The sequence below is a fragment of the Sphingobacterium sp. UDSM-2020 genome (genome assembly GCF_016132525.1).
In the GTDB taxonomy this organism is placed as follows: Bacteria; Bacteroidota; Bacteroidia; order Sphingobacteriales; family Sphingobacteriaceae; genus Sphingobacterium; species Sphingobacterium anhuiense.
In genome coordinates this window covers 3,027,835-3,050,021 of record NZ_CP066166.1, presented here as the reverse complement: position 1 = coordinate 3,050,021, position 22,187 = coordinate 3,027,835, and the positions used below count along the sequence as shown (strand labels likewise).

The following is a 22,187-nucleotide window of genomic DNA, read 5'->3' as shown; positions in this document are numbered from 1 at the left end:
CCTTAAAAATACCAACGATCTACATTATATATTGGTCGACCTAAGAATGATTAATTACATCTCCCATTAAGGGATCAGTCTTAATTGGCATCCCATTTTCAATATGCCCAGCAAATACAAAACAAAATTCTGGATCTTCTTTACAAGTTATCTCAAGATCATAGCATCCATGGCTTTTGCTGAAGTCAAGTATTTTGGTACCTGAAAAAGATTGATCTAGCGAAAAAGGCTCAAAGCAACCATAATTCCGATCTTTAATCAAATAACTGTGTCCTTTATTAATCTTTTTCAGTTCCAATGCTATCTTGTTTTTTTTGTTATATTGTTTAACGATGATGGCATGTGGCTTTTCTTTATGCAACTTGAACATTCTGAAAAAGCCGTTAGGACCATGTAGCTCCATTTCGATACTATCGCCCTTTAATTGATCCATATGCCAAGCATACCTCAAAGGTTCATTTTCTTTAACCGCAAAATTCCAAACCTGACCTGCACTTACTTTTCCATAAGCCATTTGGGATCTAACCTGAAAAGGAACTCCAATTTTTTTCTTCGATTTAACAGGAACTTTAGTTTCAAAAGTAATTTCAAAACTATTATGTTCCAACTCTGCATTGACTTCCAATGCATATGGCAATGCACATGCTGGTTTGATACCTTTCTCCTGTATAGCTTTTATTGATGTTGGTAAACCTTTTTTACGAATTTGATCCAATTCTGAAGGTGCGATCTGTACAAATTCTGTTGGTAATTTCTTTGCACGTGCACTATGAATACGCTCCACATACTGATCCCGATTAACAGGAACTAAAGAATCAAGGGAAGTATCTGTTACTTTACGAAATACAGAATTTAAATCTCCACATACCAATCTTCTCCATGAGGAAATATTTGTTTCTTTGATATCTTTTCCTGTTTTCTGAAGTAGAAATTGTTCCAAGAACTGTAAACAAGAGGTATGATCGAAAACTTCCGAATTTACCCATCCGCCTTTAGACCAAGGTGAAGCAATCACTAATGGAACTCGAAACCCTAGTCCTATCGGGCTTTCCAGTTCCGAATCGGTTTTCCCTGTTCTTCCCCGCTCCTGTTCTTTAGTAACATATTCATCTGCCGTCTGGATACCTACAGCAGTCTTTCCGGAATCTTTATTACCTTCCAAAGGTGGGACAAATGGAGAAATATGATCGAAATATCCATCATTTTCATCATACGTCAATATAAAGATTGTTTTTTCCCAGACCTCAGGATCCTTTGTCAAAATATCTAATGCTTCCGAAACATACCAAGCTCCATACCAAGGCGACCCAGGATGGTCAGAAAAGCGACATGGGGCTACCAACCACGACACTGTAGGTAAGTTCTTCTCTTTAACATCTTTACGAAATTGATAAAACACATCTCCAGCAGGTACATCAACTTCCTGCTTACCCTGGCTATCTTCGTAAACCAATTTTTCTACCCGATGATAATCAGGATCACCAATATTAGTTACAAAAGCTTTTTTATGAATGGCCTGATGTAGATCGGATAACTTTTCGAAATTCTGTTTTCAAAAGCGCTAGAGTAGCGTTTCTGATCTCTACAAATTGAGTCTTATACCCCAACGAAGAAATTCGAAGTCGATCTCCAACTTTTCCCTTAATAGAAAAATTCCCATTAAATTCTGTTCTTGTATTTTGTTTATTGGCTTCGTTTATGATGGTTCCCCCGTCTACAGGATTACCTTGCTGATCACGAATTACTCCTTTAATGAGTTCTTGATCCATTACTGTTCCAACAGGTGAAACAGAAGCAATTTTGTTTGCCCAAACCACTTCTGTCTGCACAGCATATAGAAGTGCTACACAGAGTGTCATTTGGGTACTTTTCTTAAATAATTTTAATGAGTATGGTTTCATCATGCTAAGCGATTTGGCACAAAGTAATGATCTACATATTAAAGAAAAATGAAAGCAGTATTAAGTTTAAAAGGATAAAATTAAAGCAACGATAGGTTAACATACCAACCGATTTTTAACATTTAACAACCGTAAAATAGCACAATCAGAAAAATAGGTGTCTTACATGTTTTTGTTCAAGTCTATTTTCATAAATTTATACTTTATTAAAAAGCATTCCATCATGTTTGAAAAAGAAATATACGTCCACAGAAGAAGAGAACTAAGCTCTAAATTTTCATCAGGTGTTCTCCTTTTTTTAGGAAACATTGAAAATCCTATCAATTTTGAACACAATACCTATCCTTTCCGTCAAGACAGTAGTTTTTTGTATTATTTCGGGATCAAGAGTCCGAAATTAGCGGCTGTTGTCGATATCGATGCCGGAGAAACTCTTTTATTTGGTGATGAAATGACCATTGATGATATTGTATGGATGGGTCAACAACAGACTTTAAGAGAAAAAGCGCAATGGGTAGGAATCGCAGCAGTTCGACCTTTTCATGAACTCCAGCCGTATTTGGAAAAAGTGCTTAAAAATAGTAATCAGGTACGTTACCTACCACCTTATCAAGCACACAACAAGTTATTACTTCAACATTTATTAGGCTTATCCATTGACCAGATCAAACCATCTGTCGAAATGATCCAAGCCGTCGTAACACAGCGCAATATAAAAGCAACAGAAGAGATCGCAGAATTAGAAAAAGCGGTGGACGTAGCTGTGGATATGCATCGTCTAGCAATCAAAATGACAAGGCCGGGTATGCATGAGTATGAAATCAGTAATGCTATTCAACATCTTGCACAAAATAGACAAATGTCATTTTCATACCCTCCCATTGTGACCAAACATGGGGAGATATTACACAATCATATCCAATATCATAAAATAAAAGCTGGTGATATATTGCTAAATGATTCTGGTGTTGAAACTGCGCTAGGATATGCATCAGATTTAACACGTTCATTTCCTGTAGGAAAAAGATTTAACCCGCTACAAGAAGAATTATACGCTGTTGTTTTAAACGCTTTTAAAACTGCTGAAGCAGCATTAAAGCCAGGAGTTGCTTTTAAAAACATCCATTTAAAAGCCTGCGAAGCACTTGCTGAAGGATTAATCCAAATTGGTTTCATGAAAGGAAATGCGCAAGATGCTGTTGCGGCACATGCACATGCTTTATTCTTCCAATGTGGTTTGGGTCATATGCTAGGACTAGATGTACACGATATGGAAGATCTTGGCGAACAATATGTGGGATACACCGCAGACGAGCCAAAAGACACCAAAACCTTCGGTATAAAATCCTTACGATTAGGAAAAAAATTAGAGGCAGGTAACGTAGTGACAGTAGAACCCGGTATCTATATCATACCTGAACTCACTCAAATGTGGGCACAGCAAAATTTGCATCACGAATTTATTAATTATGATCTGCTCAATAAGCACCTTGACTTTGGTGGTATACGAATCGAAGATGACTATGTTATTAAAGATTCTGGATATCATCGTTTAGGAAAATATCTAGAACGTGAACTCAATGAGATCTATGATCTCAAAGATCAAGGAACAGATTAAAAGCACCTAAGTAAAAATATACATGAAAAATATACGTATTATAATACTATTACTAATAGTATGCTACTTTCCAAATCTGCTATTGGCACAGCGATTTTGGGCAGAAGATGATGGACAATATTATGAATTCTCTGAAAAGGGTATTGAACTCATCAATCCCAAAAGTGCTCAACGCACGCTATTTCTAGCAAATAAATTGCTGGTACCTACAGGTAAAACTAATGCATTAGAGATAAGTCATTTTTCCATTTCGAATAATAAAGAACGTATTTTATTGTACACCAATAGCAAAAGAGTCTGGCGTGAGGAAACGAGAGGCGACTATTGGGTCTTTGACAAGAAAACAAACCAGTTGACTCAACTGGGCGCATCTTTCCCTGTGTCTCAACTGATGTTTGCTAAATTTAATCCACAAGGTACCAAAGTAGCATATGTGGTTAAATCCAATCATAATATTTATGTTGAAGATCTTGCAACAGGGGCAATAAAACAAATTACGACAGATGGTACTGATCGTATTATAAATGGAACATTTGATTGGGTCTATGAAGAAGAATTTGGATGCAAAGATGGTTTTAGGTGGTCTCCAGATGGAAATGCTATTGCCTACTGGAAACTCGACGCACGCGCTATTCGTAATTTCTTAATGATCAATAATACCGATAGTATCTACTCTTATACAATACCTATTGAATATCCAAAAGTGGGTCAAGCACCTAGCGCATGCAGCATTTGGACTTACCAATTAGCTACAGATGCGACGACACAGATAAAAGTTCCTGGAGATGCTATTCAGCACTACATTCCAAGGATGGAGTGGAGTCTAGACAGCAAACAAGTCATCTTACAGCAACTTAATAGAAAGCAAAACGAAAGTAAAATTTATTTAATAGATGTTGCTACTAATAACGCTAAAAATATCCATAGTGAAAAAAATGATTCATGGATAGATATTAAATCACGTTGGAACAATAACGATCCAACCGGATGGGACTGGATTCAAAATGGCAAAGCTTTCATTTGGGTTTCAGAAAAAGACGGTTGGCGTAAGATCTATCAAATCGATCTTCAAGGCAATGAGAAATTAATCACGCATGCAGACTATGATGTCATCGATATTGAATTGTTCGATGCAAAAAGAGAAATAATTTATTTCAGTGCTTCACCAAATAATGCAACACAAAAATATCTTTATTCGGTATCAACCAAAGGTGGAGCTCCAAAAAGACTTACACCGGAAGAATTTTCAGGAACTTGCGAATATGATATTGCCAAAAATGGGCAAATCGCGATCTTCAATTTTAGTAACAACAAAACAGCCAAGAGCAATGCTTTAATTGAATTACCAACCCACAAAACGTTAGTCGATTTTAGAGGTACAATAAGTAAAAAACCTGAAGATGGGATAACTGAATTTTTCAAAGTAACAACAGCAGATGGTGTTAGTTTAGATGGCTGGATGGTCAAACCTTCAGATTTCAATCCCAACAAGAAGTATCCCGTAGTTTTCATGGTGTACGGCGAACCTGCTTCACAAACTGTATTGGACAATTTTAGAGCTGGTATGAACAGCTTATATAGTGGCAATATGTCTAAAGACGGTTACATCTACATTTCACTGGAAAATAGAGGTGCACCTGCGCCCAAAGGTACTGAATGGCGTAAAAGTATCTACCGCAAAATCGGACAGCTCAATATCAGAGATCAGGCATTGGGAGCAAAAGAATTACTTAAATGGTCTTTTGTAGATAGTTCACGGATCGCAGTATGGGGCTGGAGCGGTGGAGGTTCCAGTACTTTAAATCTATTGGGACAATATCCCGAAATCTATAAGACAGGTATAGCTATTGCTGCTGTTGCCGATCAATTATTGTATGATAATGTTTATCAAGAAAGATATATGGGTTTACCACAGGAAAATTTAGAAGATTTCCAGAACGGTTCACCACTAAAATATGCCAAAAATATCAAAGGTAATCTTTTGTACATTCATGGCACTGGAGATGATAATGTACATTACCAAAATGCAGAAGTTCTCATCAATGAACTCGTTAAAAACAATGTGCAATTTCAGTTCATGTCTTATCCAAATCGAAGTCATTCCATCAACGAAGGAGAAGGAACTTCTCAACATCTGAAAACTCTGTTTACAAATTATTTAAAACAGCATTGTCCTCCAGGTGCAAGATAAAATAGATAAACTGAGTATAAAAAACATTTGGAAAAGTCGATATCTTGAGATATCGACTTTTTTTATAAATCATAAATAATGATGAAAAAGATTACATACTTAAATCCAACCAATTTTATCAAAGTAGCATTTAAATGCAACAAGAGCACATTTTAACATTTTTTTAACAAAAAATACAAAAACAAAGACTACTTATCAGGTGGATTTTATATATTTGCATCATTAACAAAAAATAATGAAAAAACACACTACCTGTATGTACATAAAACGAATGCTTCTAGGAGGTACTTTAGCTTAATGATATACAATTATCTCCTATAACAAAAGACTCCCTAACTTCATATATTACATTTTATCAACATGACAAAACATACAACAAATTTTGTCGTCGCAGCAGCGCTTTGCCTTAGCTCAAGCACACTGTACGCACAATCTACCATAAAAGGAAAAGTAGTTGATGAGCACAATACTGCCATTCAAGGTGCTACGATTACTGATATTTCAAGTAAAAAGCAGGTTCAAACAGATGTAAATGGTCTATTTGAATTTCCGTCAAACGAAAATACGGTTACACTACAAATACAATACATTGGATTTGAAACTAAAACGATTCAAGCAAATATTTCAGGCTTAAATACGATACAGTTAACTCCTACTAGTTCACAGCTTAACGAAGTTGTTGTAACTGCATTAGGTATATCAAGAGAGAAAAGATCTCTGGGATATGCTGTACAAGAAGTAAAAGGAACTGAGTTACAAACTCGTCCTACCAATGCGTTAAGTGCATTATCAGGAAAGGTTGCTGGTCTTCAAGTTACAACTTCAGGTGGAAATATGGGCGGCTCATCCTCCGTCTTGCTGCGCGGCATCAATTCAATCTCAAACAATAACCAGCCTCTCTACGTAGTTGATGGTACGCCTATTGACAACACAGACTTTAATTCAAGTTCTACGATCAATGGTAGCGCGGGGAAAGATATAGGTAACATGATTCAGGATCTTAATCCAGATGATATTGAAAATATCTCTGTATTAAAAGGGGCGACAGCAGCGGCACTATATGGATCGAGAGCAGCAAACGGTGTTATTATGATCACTACAAAACGTGCATCAAAGGGTGAAAAGGTTGAAATATCTCTTAATACAGGTATTGACTTTGAGAATATTACCCGATTGCCCAAAAGACAACATCTTTACGGCCAGGGTTATTCGACCAATTTTCAAACTCAGAACATTAATGGAAAAGATTACAAGATTGTCGATTATGCTTCCGATGAAAGCTGGGGGCCAAAACTAGATGGAACACCGGTGTTACAATGGTATAACCTCAACCCTGAAGATGAAGCGAATTATCTGAATCCAACACCTTGGCTTTATCCAAAAAATGATGTTAGCTATTTTTTCAGAACTGGAATAGCTAATACCAACAATTTTGCCATTGCAGGTAACAGTGGGAGCACCAATTACCGTTTTTCATACACCAATAAAAATGTAGAAGGTACCACCCCGAATTCAAGTTTGACAAGAAATGCATTTAATTTTTCTGGTGGCACACAATTGGGGAAAGTCAAAATAACCTCCAACTTCAATTACATCCGCAACTCTTCTATAGGCCGCCCATGGACTGGTGCTTCCAATAGAAATATTATTCTTGAAGCTTTCCAGTGGGGTGCGGTACAAGTCGACTATAAAATACTTGAAAACTACAAACGTGCAGATGGAACACCATTAGCTTGGAACCGTACAGGCTGGCAAAATACACCTGCTGCTGAAGCAACTCGTTTTATCGACAATCCGTACTGGTCAGCATATGAATCTTACATGGAAGACAGTAGAGATCGTTTCTATGGAAATATCGGAGCCGAATACAATGTGAACAGCTGGTTAACCGTGGGTGCAAAAGTACATGGTGATATCTATTCATTGCAAGCACAGGACCGTATTGCCGTATACTCGCGAAGCACATCGCAATATGAAGAAACAAACAATAAACTCAATGAGTATAATTATGAGTTTATAGCGACTGCTAAAAAGAACTGGGATAAATTTTCACTTGTGGCATTTGCTGGTGGAAATATCCGAGACAAACGCTGGCAAAATAACTATGCTATAACCCAAGGAGGATTAATTCTACCTAATTACTATAATTTAAAAAACGCAAATTCTGTTAAAATAGATAATTTCAAGTATCACAAACGCATCGCTTCAGTTTTCGGAAGTGCCTCTTTTGGATATAATGATTTATTTTATTTAGATGCTACAATTCGTAATGACTGGTCCTCAACGCTTCCTTCTTCAAATTGGTCCTATATTTATCCATCTTTAGCGGGAAGTTTTGTTTTTAGTAATCTAGAACCATTTAAAAATTTGCCATGGTTAAGTTTTGGTAAAGTTCGATTGGGTTGGTCGGATGTAGGTAATGATACTGAACCATATCAACTTGCAAAATTGTATGAGGCAGAACAATCTTTTGAAGGTTCCCCTTCTTATACAGCACCAGCAATAAAACCAAACGATCAACTTGTTCCTGAACGGACAGGATCATGGGAAACAGGTATCAACTTTCAGTTATTCAAAAATCGTCTAGGTTTGGACGTTACGTATTACAACAACACGACAAGAAATCAAATTTTCCCAGTTCCAGTATCTTCGTCTTTTGGATATGAAGCCAAATGGCTTAATGCAGGTAAGATGAATAATAAAGGTATCGAAATTGTTCTTAATGGTACTCCGATCAAAACAGAAAACTTTAGTTGGGATGCAACAATAAACTGGGCAAAAAATAAAAACAAAGTTGTTAAACTAGACGACCAAGTCAATACGCTAAATTTAAGCAATTCCTTAGTCCAATTAGTGGCAAGAGAGGGACAATCTTACGGTCAATTTTTGGGTAATGATTTTGTTTATGCTTCCGATGGACAACGTGTTATTCAAGAAGATGGCACCTACATGAAGACCTCACAATTAGTACCATTAGGATCAATTCTTCCTGACTTTACTTTTGGTTTTCAAAATAGCTTTCATTACAAAAACTTCAATTTAGGATTTCTAGTATCCGGTCGTGTTGGAGGTAAATTCTTCTCACAAACCTATAAGGTAGGTATGTATTCTGGTATTCTGGATAAAACAGCCGCCAATAATATACGTGAAACAGGAATTGTACTTGATGGAGTTAAAGGTGACGTTGCATTTAATAGCGATGGGACATACGATGTAACTAATATTCAACAAAACACAACTAATATCACTGCTCAACAATGGGCACGTAATGAATACAATGGTCCGACTACATTTTCAATTTTTGACGCTACATTTGTTAAATTAAGAGAAGTTACCTTAGGTTATAATTTCAAATTGACCAATACCAAAGTCATTAAAAATATTGGTGTAAATGTCTATGGCCGTAATCTTTGGAATATTTATACCAAAAGTAAATACATTGATCCCGAGTTTACTTCCAGTGGCGGTAATGTACAAGGCATTGAAGGAGGAAATATTCCTTTGCCTATCACGTATGGTTTCAATTTGAATCTTAAATTCTAAAAAAATGAAAATAATTAATATATTATATACTTCAGTAATCGGTATTTCACTTGTTGCATCTTCATGCTCGAAGTCTAAATTTGCAGAGATCAATACCGATCCCAATCGTCCCACTTTTGTAACAACACCGACATTACTAGTGACGGCCGAAAAACAATTAGTGAATGCGCTACGCAGCGAAGATATCAGTTTAAGAGGGGCACAATTATTTTCGCAATACTTTGCACAAAATATTTACACCGATCAGTCTCGCTATCAAATACCAACAAATTACTCAGATAATTATTGGACAGCAACTTATAAATCACTTAATAATCTGAATGAAATTATTAAACTCAATTCAGATGAGAAGACCAAGGCAGTTGCTTCGGCAGGAACAGCGGGTAGCAATGTCAATCAAATTGCCATTGCGCGCATTTTAAAATCTTATGCTTTCCACTCATTAACTGATGTGTTTGGTAATATTCCGTATCAATCCTTTGGTAACGCTGATCCAGATTTTCAGGCTTTGCAACAGAATCCGGATAACTTGACTCCAAAATATGCTAGTCAAGAAAAGATTTACAAGGATATCCTCACTGAATTACAACAGGCTGCAGATACTTTAATCAAATACCAAGGGGATAAAACTTTTGGTACGTCTGATGTTATTTATAAAGGTGATAATGGAAAATGGGCTAAATTTGCGAATTCTCTTCGTTTACGTTTAGCGACACGCATCAAAACAAAAGATGCCAACTTAGCAAACACTCATATTAATGATGCTATAAAAAAAGGCGTATTCACCTCCAATAGTGACAATGCGACATTTAAGTATTCAAAAACTTCACCAAATGAAGCACCATTATACCGTGCCACAGTTACGGCAAATAGAAAAGATTTTGCGCTTTCTAATGTCATCGTAGAAGCTTTACAAGGGAAAAGAGGTCCATTTACAATCGTAGATCCTAGACTAACTAAATATGCAAAACCAACGACTGAAAATGGCAGCTATTTTGGCCAGCCATATGGATTACCTTTAGCTGCCGGCAATTTATTTCCCCTAGACAAGATTTCTTTACCTGGAGATATTATCAATGCAGCAGATTATGCTGAGGTATTATTGGAGTATGCAGAAGTTGCCTTCTTATTATCCGAGAACAACAATTGGGATCAAACTCAATATATCAATGGTACACGTGCATCCTTAGAGAAATGGGGGGTGGCTGCATCCGACATTACTGCTTACTTAGACAAGTTGCCTGCAGCTAATAAAGAACGCGTACTAACACAAAAATATTTGGCTTTATTCAATCAAAGCGTTGAATCATGGTCTGAAGTGAGACGTACCGGTTATCCTTTATTCTTAATTAAAAAGGGAGATGTAATATGGAGTGGGACTGTAGATGGAAAGCCTGTTACCTATACTTTCAATCCTGAAATCGGAGATGCTATCCCTAGTCGTTTGGTTTACCCGATTAAAGAGCAAAGCACCAATAAAGTCAACTATCAGGCTTCGCTTGCACAGCAGGGCGATGATGTGATTACGAATAAATTATGGTGGAACAAATAAGCGATTCCTAATTTTATTAAAACACAGCCAACCTGAAAAGGGATGGCTGTGTTTTATTTAAGCATATTTTCTAATCATCTATCTATTAGATCTATGAATTTTAAAAATTATATTTTTCACTAATTTATACGCTCTTTCTCATAAAATAAATAAATGATGACAAAAACAGGTTTATCTTAAATGAACGATAGTTTAGTATTCTTTTTTTATTTAATGACTTTGATATGTCACAAATAAAAAGTAAAAAGCAGAATTTTGTCTTAACACTGTTAAATCATTTATGCTTATAAGGCATGGCTAGTAAAGATCGCATACAACGTCTTAAAGACGAAAATAGAAGCAATATTCTTGACGCCTCTCTTCAGATTGTAAAAGAAGAGGGATGGCAAGCATTAAGCATGCGTAAGATCGCCGATATCATCGAATATACGGCACCCATGATTTATGAATATTTTGCAAACAAAGATGCTATCTTAACAGAACTTGCTAACCAAGGTTACAGGCTCCTTGCCCAAAAAGTAAAAGAAGCAAAATCTACAGAAACAAATCTGGAAAAACAATTGGAAACTATGTGGTTTAGCTATTGGGATTTTGCCTTCGAGGAACGTGAACTTTATCAATTAATGTTTGGTGTCGGAACTGCCTGCTGTGGTTTTGAAAAAACATATAAATGTGCTGAATCACACGGGAAGATGATCAGTGACGTTATCCGAGAAATTATGAAAGAAAATAATCCTTCGGAAGAACTGATCTGCAGAAAGTACTTTACATACTGGTCTATTATACATGGATTAATATCGATCAATCTGGTGAATCAAGGTAATGGAGATATTACCAACCAACAAGTTTTAAAAGACGCGATTTACGGAATTACACGTTCGCTTACTGATTAGTTTTTTTTTACCTTAAATAATACAACGTTAAAGGATTTAACAGCGTTAAATATACCATACCTCAATTTTTTAATATAACATGAAAACACATCTATTACTGGATTTTAAGAGAATTTACGTCTTATCACTTAACAGTGTTAAACAACTTAATGTAGTAAAGGCGCTTTATTTTTTATCTGCAATTTTCCTGTACAGCTGTACCACAGGAACAAGCAAACCAGCACCTCCTCCCCCTGCTAACTTACCGGTAATGACCATATCAAACGGTGAGGAAACAGTCTATCAGGAATATCCTGCTAGCATCGAAGCTTCGGCCAACATTGAAATCAGACCTCAGGTAGAAGGTATTTTGGACCGTATTTTTGTCGATGAAGGAGCAAAAGTTAAGAAAGGTCAGGCACTCTTCAAAATTAATGATCGTCCTTATCAAGAGCAACTTAATCAAGCGAAAGCTAATTTACTATCTGCCCGTGCAGCATTAGAAAATGCGTCTTTAGAAGTAGAGAAAAAGACACGGTTAGTCAATAATAAGGTATTGACAGATTTCCAGCTCAAAACAGCAATCAGCGCCCGAAATGCAGCAGAAGCAAATGTTCAACTTGCCATTTCAGCAATTGAATCCGCTAAAATAAATGTTGGATATACGTTGATCCGTGCCACATCTGATGGCTTTATCGGGAGATTGCAAAAAAAGCAAGGAAGTTTGGTTAGCCCATCTGATGCACAACCATTAACGGCTCTGTCTGATGTACAGGATCTACATGTATATTTTTCTCTAGGCGAGAATGATTTCATTGCATTCAAAAACAACACAGCAGGAATTAATTTACAACAAAAATTAAACAATCTTCCTCCGATTAACTTAGTGCTATCTGATCAAAGTATATATGATCAAACTGGTAAGATCGATATGGTGGACGGTCAATTTGACAAAAACACCGGAGCCATTACTTTACGTGCTACTTTCAAGAATCCCGAAGGTGTTTTAAGAAATGGAAATACGGGACGTGTACGATTGCAGAAAAAATATGACAATACGCTATTGGTACCACAAATGGCAACCCTCGAGATGCAGGATAAAATTTTCGTTTATACTGTTAACAAAGAAAACAAAGTAGTGCAACAGCCTATCACAGTCATCGGCAAAAGCGGATCCAATTACCTCGTTAGTAACGGCCTTAAAGAAGGAGACCGTATCGTATATAAGGGAATTGATTTGCTTCAAGATGGTCAAGTGATCACCCCACAAGCACTACCTAAAGACAGCATCAACTAAAACATAATACGATAAACAAAATGTTTAAAAAATTTATAGAAAGACCCGTACTTGCTACAGTTATCTCCATTCTGCTCGTCATATTGGGGATCATCGGGATCCTAAAACTTCCTTTGCAACAGTTTCCTGATATTGCTCCACCAGCGGTGCAAGTTACGGCACTTTATCCCGGAGCAAATGCCGAAACGGTACTCCGTGCTGTAGCCCCCTCTCTTGAAGAGTCCATCAATGGAGTCGAAAATATGAGTTACATGAGTTCCACAGCCAGTAATGATGGTTCTCTCATGATTACCGTTTATTTCAAATTAGGAACTGATCCGGACCAAGCTGCAGTCAATGTCCAAAATCGTGTTTCCCAAGCCACCAGCCAACTTCCAAGCGAAGTTGTACAGGCGGGGATCACAACCGCCAAGCAGCAAAACAGTCTGATCATGGTATTAGATCTTTATACGGAAGATGAGAGCAAATATGATCAAACTTTTATTACCAACTATGCGCAGATCAATATTATTCCTGAACTTAAACGTATCCCCGGAGTAGGACAAGCTTTGCCCTTTGGCGGAAGTAAAGATTATTCGATGCGTGTATGGCTCAAGCCTAATCAGATGGCGACTTACAAACTGACACCAGAGGAAGTCATGGCGGCCATTCAGGATAAAAACGTTGAAGCAGCCCCCGGAAAATTCGGAGAAAGCAGTAAAGAGGCTTTCGAATTTGTTATCAAATACAAAGGAAAACTTAACCAGCCAAGCGATTACGAAAACATCATTATTCGCTCTAATACAGATGGTTCGGTTTTAAGACTTAAGGATGTTGCCCGTGTTGAATTGGGTTCTTATACCTATGCCAGCCACACTCGAATCAATGGTAAACCTGGACTTAATATCGGCGTAATGCAATTGGCAGGTTCCAATGCCAATGAAATTCAGATTGCGATCCAGGAGTTTATGGAAAAAGCATCATTAAGTTTTCCAAAAGGGGTCAAATACTTAGTGCTTTATAATACGAAAGATGCTTTGGATCAATCCATAGACCAAGTTAAACATACTTTAATAGAAGCTTTTATACTGGTATTTTTAGTCGTATTCCTATTCTTACAAGATTTTAGATCAACACTGATTCCTGCCATCGCAGTTCCTGTAGCGATTGTCGGAACCTTCTTCTTCATGCAGTTATTCGGCTTCTCGATCAACTTGCTGACACTATTTGCACTTGTCCTCGCCATCGGTATTGTGGTCGATGATGCTATTGTCGTCGTCGAAGCTGTACATGCTAAGATGGAGAATGAACATCTGTCTCCAAAACTAGCCACAACATCGGCCATGAGTGAAATCACAGGAGCCATTATTTCCATTACATTAGTTATGTCGGCGGTATTCCTTCCAATCGGATTTATGGAGGGATCAACAGGCGTATTTTATCGGCAGTTTGCTTTTACATTGGCCATTGCTATTGTTATTTCAGCTATCAATGCGTTGACTTTGAGCCCGGCACTCTGTGCACTTTTTTTAAAGCCTACGCATCATAACCAATCTGATAAAAAGCAACTCAACTTTAAAGAACGCTTTTTTGCTGGATTTAATGTCGGTTTTGATCGATTAACTAAAAACTATATAGGTAGTCTGCGTTTCTTAATTCGTTACAAATGGATTGCATTTAGTGCTTTGGGCGTGATATTACTGCTTACTGTTGTCATGATTCGCAAGACTCCAACTGGTTTTATTCCTTCGGAAGACCAGGGTTTTATTGCAATATCTCTTTCAATGCCAGCAGGAGCATCTTTAGACCGTACATCAAGCGCATTAGCCGAAGCAGAACAACAGTTGCAACATGCCGATTTTACAAAAACATTGAATGTTTTAGCCGGCTTCAATATTTTGACACAGTCAACTAGCCCATCTGCTGGTGTGGCTTTTATCTTACTTAAATCACATAAAGAACGGGGAGCTATAAAAGATATCAATGCTATTATGGCTGATGTTAACCAGAAATTATCTAAAATTAAAGGTGCTAATTTTTTCGTCTTTACTTTCCCTACTGTTCCTGGATTTAGTAATGTTGATGGACTTGATATGGTTTTACAAGATCGAACTGGTGGCCAACTGGGTAAATTTAGTACTGTAGGACAACAGTTTATTGGAGAACTGATGCAACGTCCTGAAATTATGATGGCCTTCACAACATTCAAAGCAGACTATCCGCAATACGAACTGCAGGTTGATGACATCAAGGCTGAACAGCTCGGTGTAAGTACCAAAAGTATTTTGCAGACCATGCAGGCATACTTCGGAAGCTCGCAGGCTTCAGACTTTAACCGATTCGGTAAGTATTACCGCGTCATGGTTCAGGCTGACGTACAAGACCGTACCGAGCCCTCTTCTATGGACGGGATTTTCGTTAAAAATCGTCAGGGAGATATGGTTCCTATCAATACGCTGGTTACCATGACACGTGTATATGGTCCGGAGACAGCATCACGCTATAACCTATTCAATTCTATTGGTATCAATGCGATTCCAAAACCTGGATACAGTTCAGGAGATGCTATTCGTGCAGTAGAAGAGGTAGCAAAACAGCACCTCCCTACAGGATATACTTATGAATTCTCAGGTATGACAAAAGAGGAAATTGTTTCGGGTGGACAGTCTACTCTTATTTTCATCTTGTGTTTGATATTTGTTTACTTCCTGCTTGCTGCACAATATGAAAGTTATATCATTCCATTAGCAGTTATCCTATCTATTCCAACAGGAATCTTCGGCGTATTTGCTGCGATTAGTCTAACAGATATATCCAATAATATTTATGTTCAGGTTGCCTTGGTTATGCTGATCGGCTTATTAGCCAAAAACGCCATTCTTATCGTTGAATTTGCTATTCAGGGACGTAAACGAGGACTTTCGATTGCAAGTGCTGCTCTAAAAGCTGCAAAACTACGTCTGAGGCCTATCATTATGACCTCACTCGCTTTTATCGTAGGAATGATCCCAATGATGACAGCAGTTGGTCCTTCAGCGCAAGGAAATCACTCTATTAGTATTGCCGCTGCAGGCGGTATGCTCAGTGGAGTTGTACTTGGCCTATTCATCATTCCGGTACTTTTTATTTTCTTCCAATATATACAAGAGAAAGTAAGTCCAAAGCCTACGGAAAAACAAGAATTGGACCAATCACAAGTGGTTAGAGTACCCGCACATACTAATGTTTAGTGAAACAATGACAAAATTGAAATACATGAATATAAAAGTAAACATACTGATGGCTTTCATATTACCCCTTGTTGTATGGTCTTGTAAAACCGATAAACTGATCAGCAACAAGGATCTTGCTCCTGCCCTTCCTACACAGTTTCGTGATCAAGAAGAAGGAGTAAAAGAAACGAGCATCGGTTCCATTCCATGGCGAGACTTCTTTCAAGACCCTATTTTACAAGTTCTTATTGATAGTGCCATCCATCAAAATGTAGACATGCAACTCGCCATCAAAAACATCGAGTCATCGCAGCTGATGTTAAAACAAGCTAAGGCTAACTATTTGCCAAATTTGCAATTGCAGATAAAAGCAAACAGTACTAATCCATCCAATAATAGTATGAATGGGTTGAGTCTAGGACAATTTCTAGGTCAAAATCATGTTGAAGATTATACAGCATCGTTAGGACTATCGTGGGAAGCCGATCTATGGGGAAAGATCAAGAGTCAAAATACCGTAGCATTAGCTTCTTATTTACAGACCGAAGAAGCAAAAAAAGCTGTACAGACACAACTGATTTCTCAAGTAGCACAGGGATATTACCAGTTGCTTATGCTTTATCAGCTACATGAGATTGCACAGCAAAATCTACGTCTTAGCGACAGTACCTTACGCATTGTCCAACAACAATACGAAGTTGGTGACATCAGTATGTTGGCTGTAGAGCAAGTGGATGCGCAACGTCTTGCTGCGGCCAGTCTTATTCCAGATTTTGAACAGCAGATCCATTTACAGGAGAATGCCATTCAAACGTTGAGTGGTCGACTACCGCAGGAGATTAAAATCAAAGAAAAACTGGCAAATATTCAACTTCCTGACAATTGGTCTGCGGGTGTACCTGCCGATTTATTGAGCCGTAGACCTGATGTTAAGCAAGCAGAACTTGCTGTTACCAGTTCCAAAGCCTATCAACAATATGCTAAAGCTAGGATGTATCCTTCCTTAGTTATCAGTGCCGAAGCTGGAATCAATGCTTTCAAAAGCAGCAATTGGTTCAACATACCAGCTTCCCTATTTGGTGCCGTCGCAGGAAGTATTACCCAGCCTATATTTCAACGTCGTGAACTAAAAACACAATACGAAATCGCACAAATTGATCAAGAAAAAAATGTTATCCGATTTAAACAAACAGTGATCACAGCAGTTGGTGAAGTATCTGATGCTTTAATTTCAATAGAGAAATTAAAAGAAAAGCAACGCATCACTTTAGAAAGAACCAATCGATTGAAGAAAGCTATTCAACATGCCGATGTGCTTTTCGAAACCGGAATGGCAACTTACTTGGAAGTCATCACAGCTCAAAGCAATATGCTACAAAGTGAATTGGAACTTGCACAAGTTAAGAAGGCAGAACTTGCTGCTGTTGTCGATTTATACCGATCACTAGGTGGTGGCTGGAATCAATAATTAACATATACAAGTATAACAAAGGAGCAAGTTTAATAGACCTGCTTCTTTGTTATTTTTAAAACTTATATAGCCCTTTTTAAAAATTATTAATTCTACAGATTATCTTTTCCCCACCTCTTAACCTTTTCGATCCACTTTTTCCGCAAATTTTCATCAGCTGTTTTTACAATACCGATGTAGCTTACCTTTATTGGAGTAACACCACAAAACTGTAGTGTTGATTTTTTCAATTGATTGATACTTGGTCTTCCATAGATAAGACGGTAATACCAGCCCGGCTGATCCAATGTCGTAATGATATGCCCAGTCTTACCTTTCAGCAGTCGATCCCAAAATATCGAATTAGGTCGATACTTAAAAGCCATACCTGGTAAAAACAAACGGTCTATAAATCCCTTCATTAAGGCTGGCAATCCGCCCCACCATACCGGATGTACCCATACAAGATGATCTGCCCACAAAATCATTTCCCAAGCTTTGATTAAATCTGGTTCTAGGTCCATACGTTTGTGATAACCATATTGGAGATTAGGATTAAACTCCATATCTGCTATTGTAATCTCTTTTATTTCGGCTCCTGATTGTTCGGCTCCTTCAATATAGGCTTTTACAAGAGCAAAGTTTAGCGCATCTTTATTAGGATGTCCATTGATAATTACTATATTTTTCATTAGCGTAATTAAATTTGTAAACACTACATTTTAGCCACATCCATTAATATATTTTTACATTAATGGTTTTATATTCCATTAATTGTTGCTGCAAATCCTGTTTTTTATGCAATTCATGCGCAAAATAGACACGATTATTAAAAACATTTTTGCAAAGAGATTCAATATGTATAACTGTTGATAAGGCAGTCAATTCAGCCTGCCCTTTCTCACTGAGCACACTAATTTTCTTAAATTTTCCATCAGTATTTGCTACCGTAATTTCGAAGACTGCTAAATCTCCATTTCCACTCGATCCGAAAACTTTCTTCCTAGTATTAAGAGACAGCTTATTAAAAATTCCGAATTGTTGCATCGTCCCTAATAACCAGGTTATAAATTTAGAATTATAGGTCATCTTGACAGAGACATCTGAGATTTTTTCAACTTTATTAAGGATATACAAATCCGGTACGTCGAAATTATAAACTTGCCGACGGCCGATTCCGAACCCAAAATTAAAATAATCGCTATCCAAAAAATGTTTAATCAGTACGGGCTCATTGTTCTGGTATCGGACAAAAGGTTTGGCAACATTTTCTGCCATAAAATGAGCTGAACTTTCTCCTGCAAGATCTTTAACAGAATAGTAAACGGCTACATCAACTTTTTCAATATCAGTCATGCTGTTTACATTCGCCTTGATCAAACCAGCAATTATTCCTCCCATCCAACCCGATGCAAATACAATTCGGCTATTGATATCATGACCAAAGAGCGAGTGGTAGGCTTTCATCAATGCAGGAGTTGGTTTTGTAATATCAATATAATCCAAATGGTGTTTAACCGCAAAATGTAAAACATTGTCTTCGTTATCATTTACACTCAACACAATAATATCTATTTTTTTATCTAAAATAGACTGAAAAGTATCTGGTTGGTTGACATCAATCGTTAGTTCATTATTTTCCACAGTAGCTTTCCGACTTCCCACGAAGAGGTCAGCATCAGGATTTCTGGATTTAAGTATCCGATAAATAGTCTTCCCTACCAATCCTTTACCTCCAATAATTAAGATATTCTTTTGCATATTTTTTTTATACAAAAATATCTCTGAAAATTTAACCTCTACAGGACATATGTCTAAAAGGTAATTGTGACATAAGAACAGTTCTGACTATAAAGATTAATTTTCTGGTTAGTATTAAATTAATCTCAGAACTCTTCTTTTTCAAAAATTAATAAGGGTAAGGGAGCATCCGGTTGTCAGATATAAAAAGGGATACTTGTTGAAGTACTGAAATAATAGGATTTAGTTTTTCTACAAATTACGGCATAGTATTAAAATTTCTCGGAACATTAAAAACAATCAATATGTTAGGTTATTTCATTGGACAAGTTTGTAAATATCGGCTAAGCGTATGCGTACAAAATCTCGCTCGCGCCTTCCCTCACTTGTCCTATCAGGAAATTAACATACATCGTCATAATTTCTACCAAAATCTTGCCCGTATTATATGGGAAAATTTTCATCCTCGTCAGGTAAAATTACATTTATCAGAATCAGCCCTTGAAACGATCAATAGGCTCCAAAAACAACGAAGTCAAGCTATACTGTTATTAGGTCATTACGGAAATTGGGAGCTGATAACGAAAATACCACAATTTACAAACATACCTACACAAGCTCTATATAAACCTTTAAAAAACAGATTTTTAAATTATTTAAGTTATAAAAAAAGGACCAAACATGGTATGCGCCTGTTGCCTGCTCAACATGCATTAAGGATACTTTTACGGGAAAAACAAACTCCTTCCATTACATTATTTATTGCAGATCAATTTCCTGGACATGACAATGGAATTGCTGTTGAGTTTTTACAACAAACTACCTTCATGTTTTCTGGTGCCGAAAAGCTAGCAAGGCAACTAAATACATATGTAGGATATGTTTCCTTACACCCCTTAAATAAACAAGTGTGGGAACTTGATATTACACCTATATGTGATCATGCGGCATCAACTTCTGAAGGATTCATAACTAGGCAATTTGCGTCCATGCTGGAAAAAAGCATACAAAAAGATCCTAGTTGGTGGTTGTGGACACATCGCCGTTGGAAATAAAAATAAAGGGTAGAGTGCCTACCAATTGTCTTAATAAAATTTAGATACTTCATATGATCAGAAATTTTGAAATTAAAAAAACAGTGCTTTGCGTATTTATAATGGTTATTTACTGCCAATTTGTGGATGCACAAGTACAAATAGAAATGAAAACCGAATATATTGGAAAATCGGACTACCGAAAATCAGAGAACGAAAAAAGCGAAAAAGTAGGTGATAGTCAAGGTGCTGCTATGGTTCACCAGGCTAACATTACGATTCCTCTATCTTTAAAATTGAACGAAAATAAACGTCCTACACTCTGGGCTATAAGTGCGAATGGTGCTTATGCAAAGCTGGACAATAAAAACTTTACAGCGCCCTTAGTGGTAGATGAAATATTAAATATTGGGATGAATCTAACTCATTTAAGACCTTTGAACGACCGGTGGTCTATACTGGCGACTATCGGTGGAGGTATTTTTATGTCTAATACTGATTTTTCAAAAGCAGGATTCAAAAATGTACTTGGCAATGTCGGAACTGTTTTCATTCGTCACTTAAAACCAAATTTGGATTTAGGCGGTGGTATTATGGTCAACAATTCTTTTGGTTTCCCAATGGTCTTTCCTGCCCTTTATCTCAACTGGAAAACTGAGGGGAAATATGCTGTAAAGATAGCTCTTATGCAGGGCTTAGAGCTATCCGTAGGATATGATTTGACGAAAAATTTCCGGTTAAATCTTATCGCAGAAATGAATGGCCAGACAGCTCTTCTACAACAAGAAGAAAAAGATAAAATGTTTTCACATTTATATATGATTGCGGGTTTTCGCCCAGAAATAAAAATAGGAAAAAAGATCTCAATACCGCTAACCGTTGGTATGAATCTGTGGCGACCAGCTCAGATCACAGATAGAACATTGAAAAGTATGTTTCAAGATAAAGAGTATTATTTCAGAGCATCTCCCTATGCATCGGCAGGTTTAAAGATGAATTTATAATAAAGCAAAAGGAGTCAGATATTATCACTATAAATCTGACCCTTTAACATATTTTAAGAAGCAATCTATATTCAAAGATACAAGACAAAAAATAGTTATAAAATGCCTCTAAAAATTATTATTATACCCATCTAAACCTTAATGATTACTTTTTATTCATTAAGGTCACATTGATAAATCAATATCACATTAGCGACTAAACAGTAATCTCTTTTCGTATACGACTCAGATGTCTTTGCGTAATACCAAGGTAGGAAGCGAGATAATGTAATGGGATTTGCAAGATAAATTCTGGTTGATTTTTGAGCAACGATGCATAACGTTGGGCGGCAGTTTCCTTCTGCAATTGAAAAACCCTTTTTTCCAATTCTAGATATTGCTGTTCTGCTATAATCTTAAGAAACATAATCCATATCGGCTTCTCAATAACCAATTGATCAAGTTTATTTTTCTGAATCACATATAATTCTGTCGGCACAATAGCTTGTATGGCTTCCACACTAGGACCACCAGTTATAAAAGAAGAATAGGCCGCCATAAGATCATTTGGAAATCGAAAACAATAAGTAATATCGTCACCATTGGGAGTTGTATAAAAGGAGCGAAAGATTCCAGATCGAATAAATGCCACTTCATTACTTTTTTCATGCTCACGAGCAAAATAATCTCCTTTACTCAACTTTCTGATCGTAAAAAGTTGAAGAACTTGTGCAATCTCCTCTTCCGAAAAAATTCCAAAATCACGAAAAAATGCTGCTATCATTTATGCTCTATATCTAATTTCAGTACGTTCT

The 22,187-nt window shown here is 36.9% G+C and carries 15 protein-coding genes; 10 read left to right on the top strand and 5 right to left on the bottom strand.

The window, feature by feature from the left end; all coding sequences use genetic code 11:
* Positions 1-40: 40 nt before the first annotated feature.
* Positions 41-1,453 carry an alkaline phosphatase family protein gene (locus JAZ75_RS12905; protein WP_208702303.1) on the bottom strand — a complete coding sequence of 471 codons (1,413 nt, stop codon included), beginning with the start codon at positions 1,451-1,453 and terminating at the stop codon, positions 41-43.
* Positions 1,454-1,505: 52 nt separating this feature from the next.
* Complete coding sequence (locus JAZ75_RS12900) at positions 1,506-1,904, bottom strand: carboxypeptidase-like regulatory domain-containing protein (RefSeq protein ID WP_208702301.1); 399 nt, start codon at positions 1,902-1,904, stop codon at positions 1,506-1,508.
* A gap of 220 nt (positions 1,905-2,124) precedes the next feature.
* Between JAZ75_RS12900 and JAZ75_RS12895 the strand changes: the two genes are divergently transcribed.
* From JAZ75_RS12895 to JAZ75_RS12860, 8 genes are all read left to right on the top strand, one after another.
* The gene (locus JAZ75_RS12895) at positions 2,125-3,519 is read left to right on the top strand and encodes an aminopeptidase P family protein (RefSeq protein WP_208702299.1); all 1,395 of its coding nucleotides are present in this window, start codon (positions 2,125-2,127) and stop codon (positions 3,517-3,519) included.
* A gap of 22 nt (positions 3,520-3,541) precedes the next feature.
* Entirely contained in the window at positions 3,542-5,710 is a 2,169-nt protein-coding gene (locus JAZ75_RS12890) for a S9 family peptidase (protein ID WP_208702297.1), read from the top strand.
* A 360-nt stretch (positions 5,711-6,070) separates the two neighbouring features.
* Positions 6,071-9,253: a SusC/RagA family TonB-linked outer membrane protein gene (locus JAZ75_RS12885; protein ID WP_208702295.1), complete on the top strand. Its 3,183-nt coding sequence runs from the start codon at positions 6,071-6,073 to the stop codon at positions 9,251-9,253.
* 4 nt (positions 9,254-9,257) lie between these two features.
* The gene (locus JAZ75_RS12880; protein WP_208702293.1) at positions 9,258-10,805 is read left to right on the top strand and encodes a SusD/RagB family nutrient-binding outer membrane lipoprotein; all 1,548 of its coding nucleotides are present in this window, start codon (positions 9,258-9,260) and stop codon (positions 10,803-10,805) included.
* Between the two features lie 293 nt (positions 10,806-11,098).
* Positions 11,099-11,698 carry a TetR/AcrR family transcriptional regulator gene (locus JAZ75_RS12875; RefSeq protein ID WP_208702291.1) on the top strand — a complete coding sequence of 200 codons (600 nt, stop codon included), beginning with the start codon at positions 11,099-11,101 and terminating at the stop codon, positions 11,696-11,698.
* Positions 11,699-11,777: 79 nt separating this feature from the next.
* Complete coding sequence (locus tag JAZ75_RS12870; RefSeq protein WP_208702289.1) at positions 11,778-12,974, top strand: efflux RND transporter periplasmic adaptor subunit; 1,197 nt, start codon at positions 11,778-11,780, stop codon at positions 12,972-12,974.
* Between the two features lie 20 nt (positions 12,975-12,994).
* Positions 12,995-16,183 carry an efflux RND transporter permease subunit gene (locus JAZ75_RS12865; protein ID WP_208702287.1) on the top strand — a complete coding sequence of 1,063 codons (3,189 nt, stop codon included), beginning with the start codon at positions 12,995-12,997 and terminating at the stop codon, positions 16,181-16,183.
* 25 nt (positions 16,184-16,208) lie between these two features.
* On the top strand, positions 16,209-17,633 hold the full coding sequence (locus JAZ75_RS12860; protein WP_208702285.1) for an efflux transporter outer membrane subunit: 1,425 nt from the start codon (positions 16,209-16,211) through the stop codon (positions 17,631-17,633).
* A gap of 95 nt (positions 17,634-17,728) precedes the next feature.
* Here the strand turns inward: JAZ75_RS12860 and JAZ75_RS12855 are convergent, their stop codons facing one another.
* Complete coding sequence (locus JAZ75_RS12855) at positions 17,729-18,307, bottom strand: NAD(P)H-dependent oxidoreductase (RefSeq protein ID WP_132770856.1); 579 nt, start codon at positions 18,305-18,307, stop codon at positions 17,729-17,731.
* A gap of 43 nt (positions 18,308-18,350) precedes the next feature.
* The gene (locus JAZ75_RS12850; protein ID WP_208702283.1) at positions 18,351-19,376 is read right to left on the bottom strand and encodes a hypothetical protein; all 1,026 of its coding nucleotides are present in this window, start codon (positions 19,374-19,376) and stop codon (positions 18,351-18,353) included.
* A 284-nt stretch (positions 19,377-19,660) separates the two neighbouring features.
* On the opposite strand from JAZ75_RS12850, the gene JAZ75_RS12845 reads away from it, so the two are divergent.
* A complete protein-coding gene (locus tag JAZ75_RS12845) occupies positions 19,661-20,410 on the top strand; it encodes a lysophospholipid acyltransferase family protein (RefSeq protein WP_208702281.1) in 750 nt (249 codons plus the stop codon).
* Positions 20,411-20,463: 53 nt separating this feature from the next.
* Positions 20,464-21,393 carry a DUF6268 family outer membrane beta-barrel protein gene (locus JAZ75_RS12840; RefSeq protein WP_410528621.1) on the top strand — a complete coding sequence of 310 codons (930 nt, stop codon included), beginning with the start codon at positions 20,464-20,466 and terminating at the stop codon, positions 21,391-21,393.
* 196 nt (positions 21,394-21,589) lie between these two features.
* Here the strand turns inward: JAZ75_RS12840 and JAZ75_RS12835 are convergent, their stop codons facing one another.
* The gene (locus JAZ75_RS12835) at positions 21,590-22,156 is read right to left on the bottom strand and encodes a Crp/Fnr family transcriptional regulator (protein ID WP_208702279.1); all 567 of its coding nucleotides are present in this window, start codon (positions 22,154-22,156) and stop codon (positions 21,590-21,592) included.
* Between the last annotated feature and the right edge of the window lie 31 nt (positions 22,157-22,187).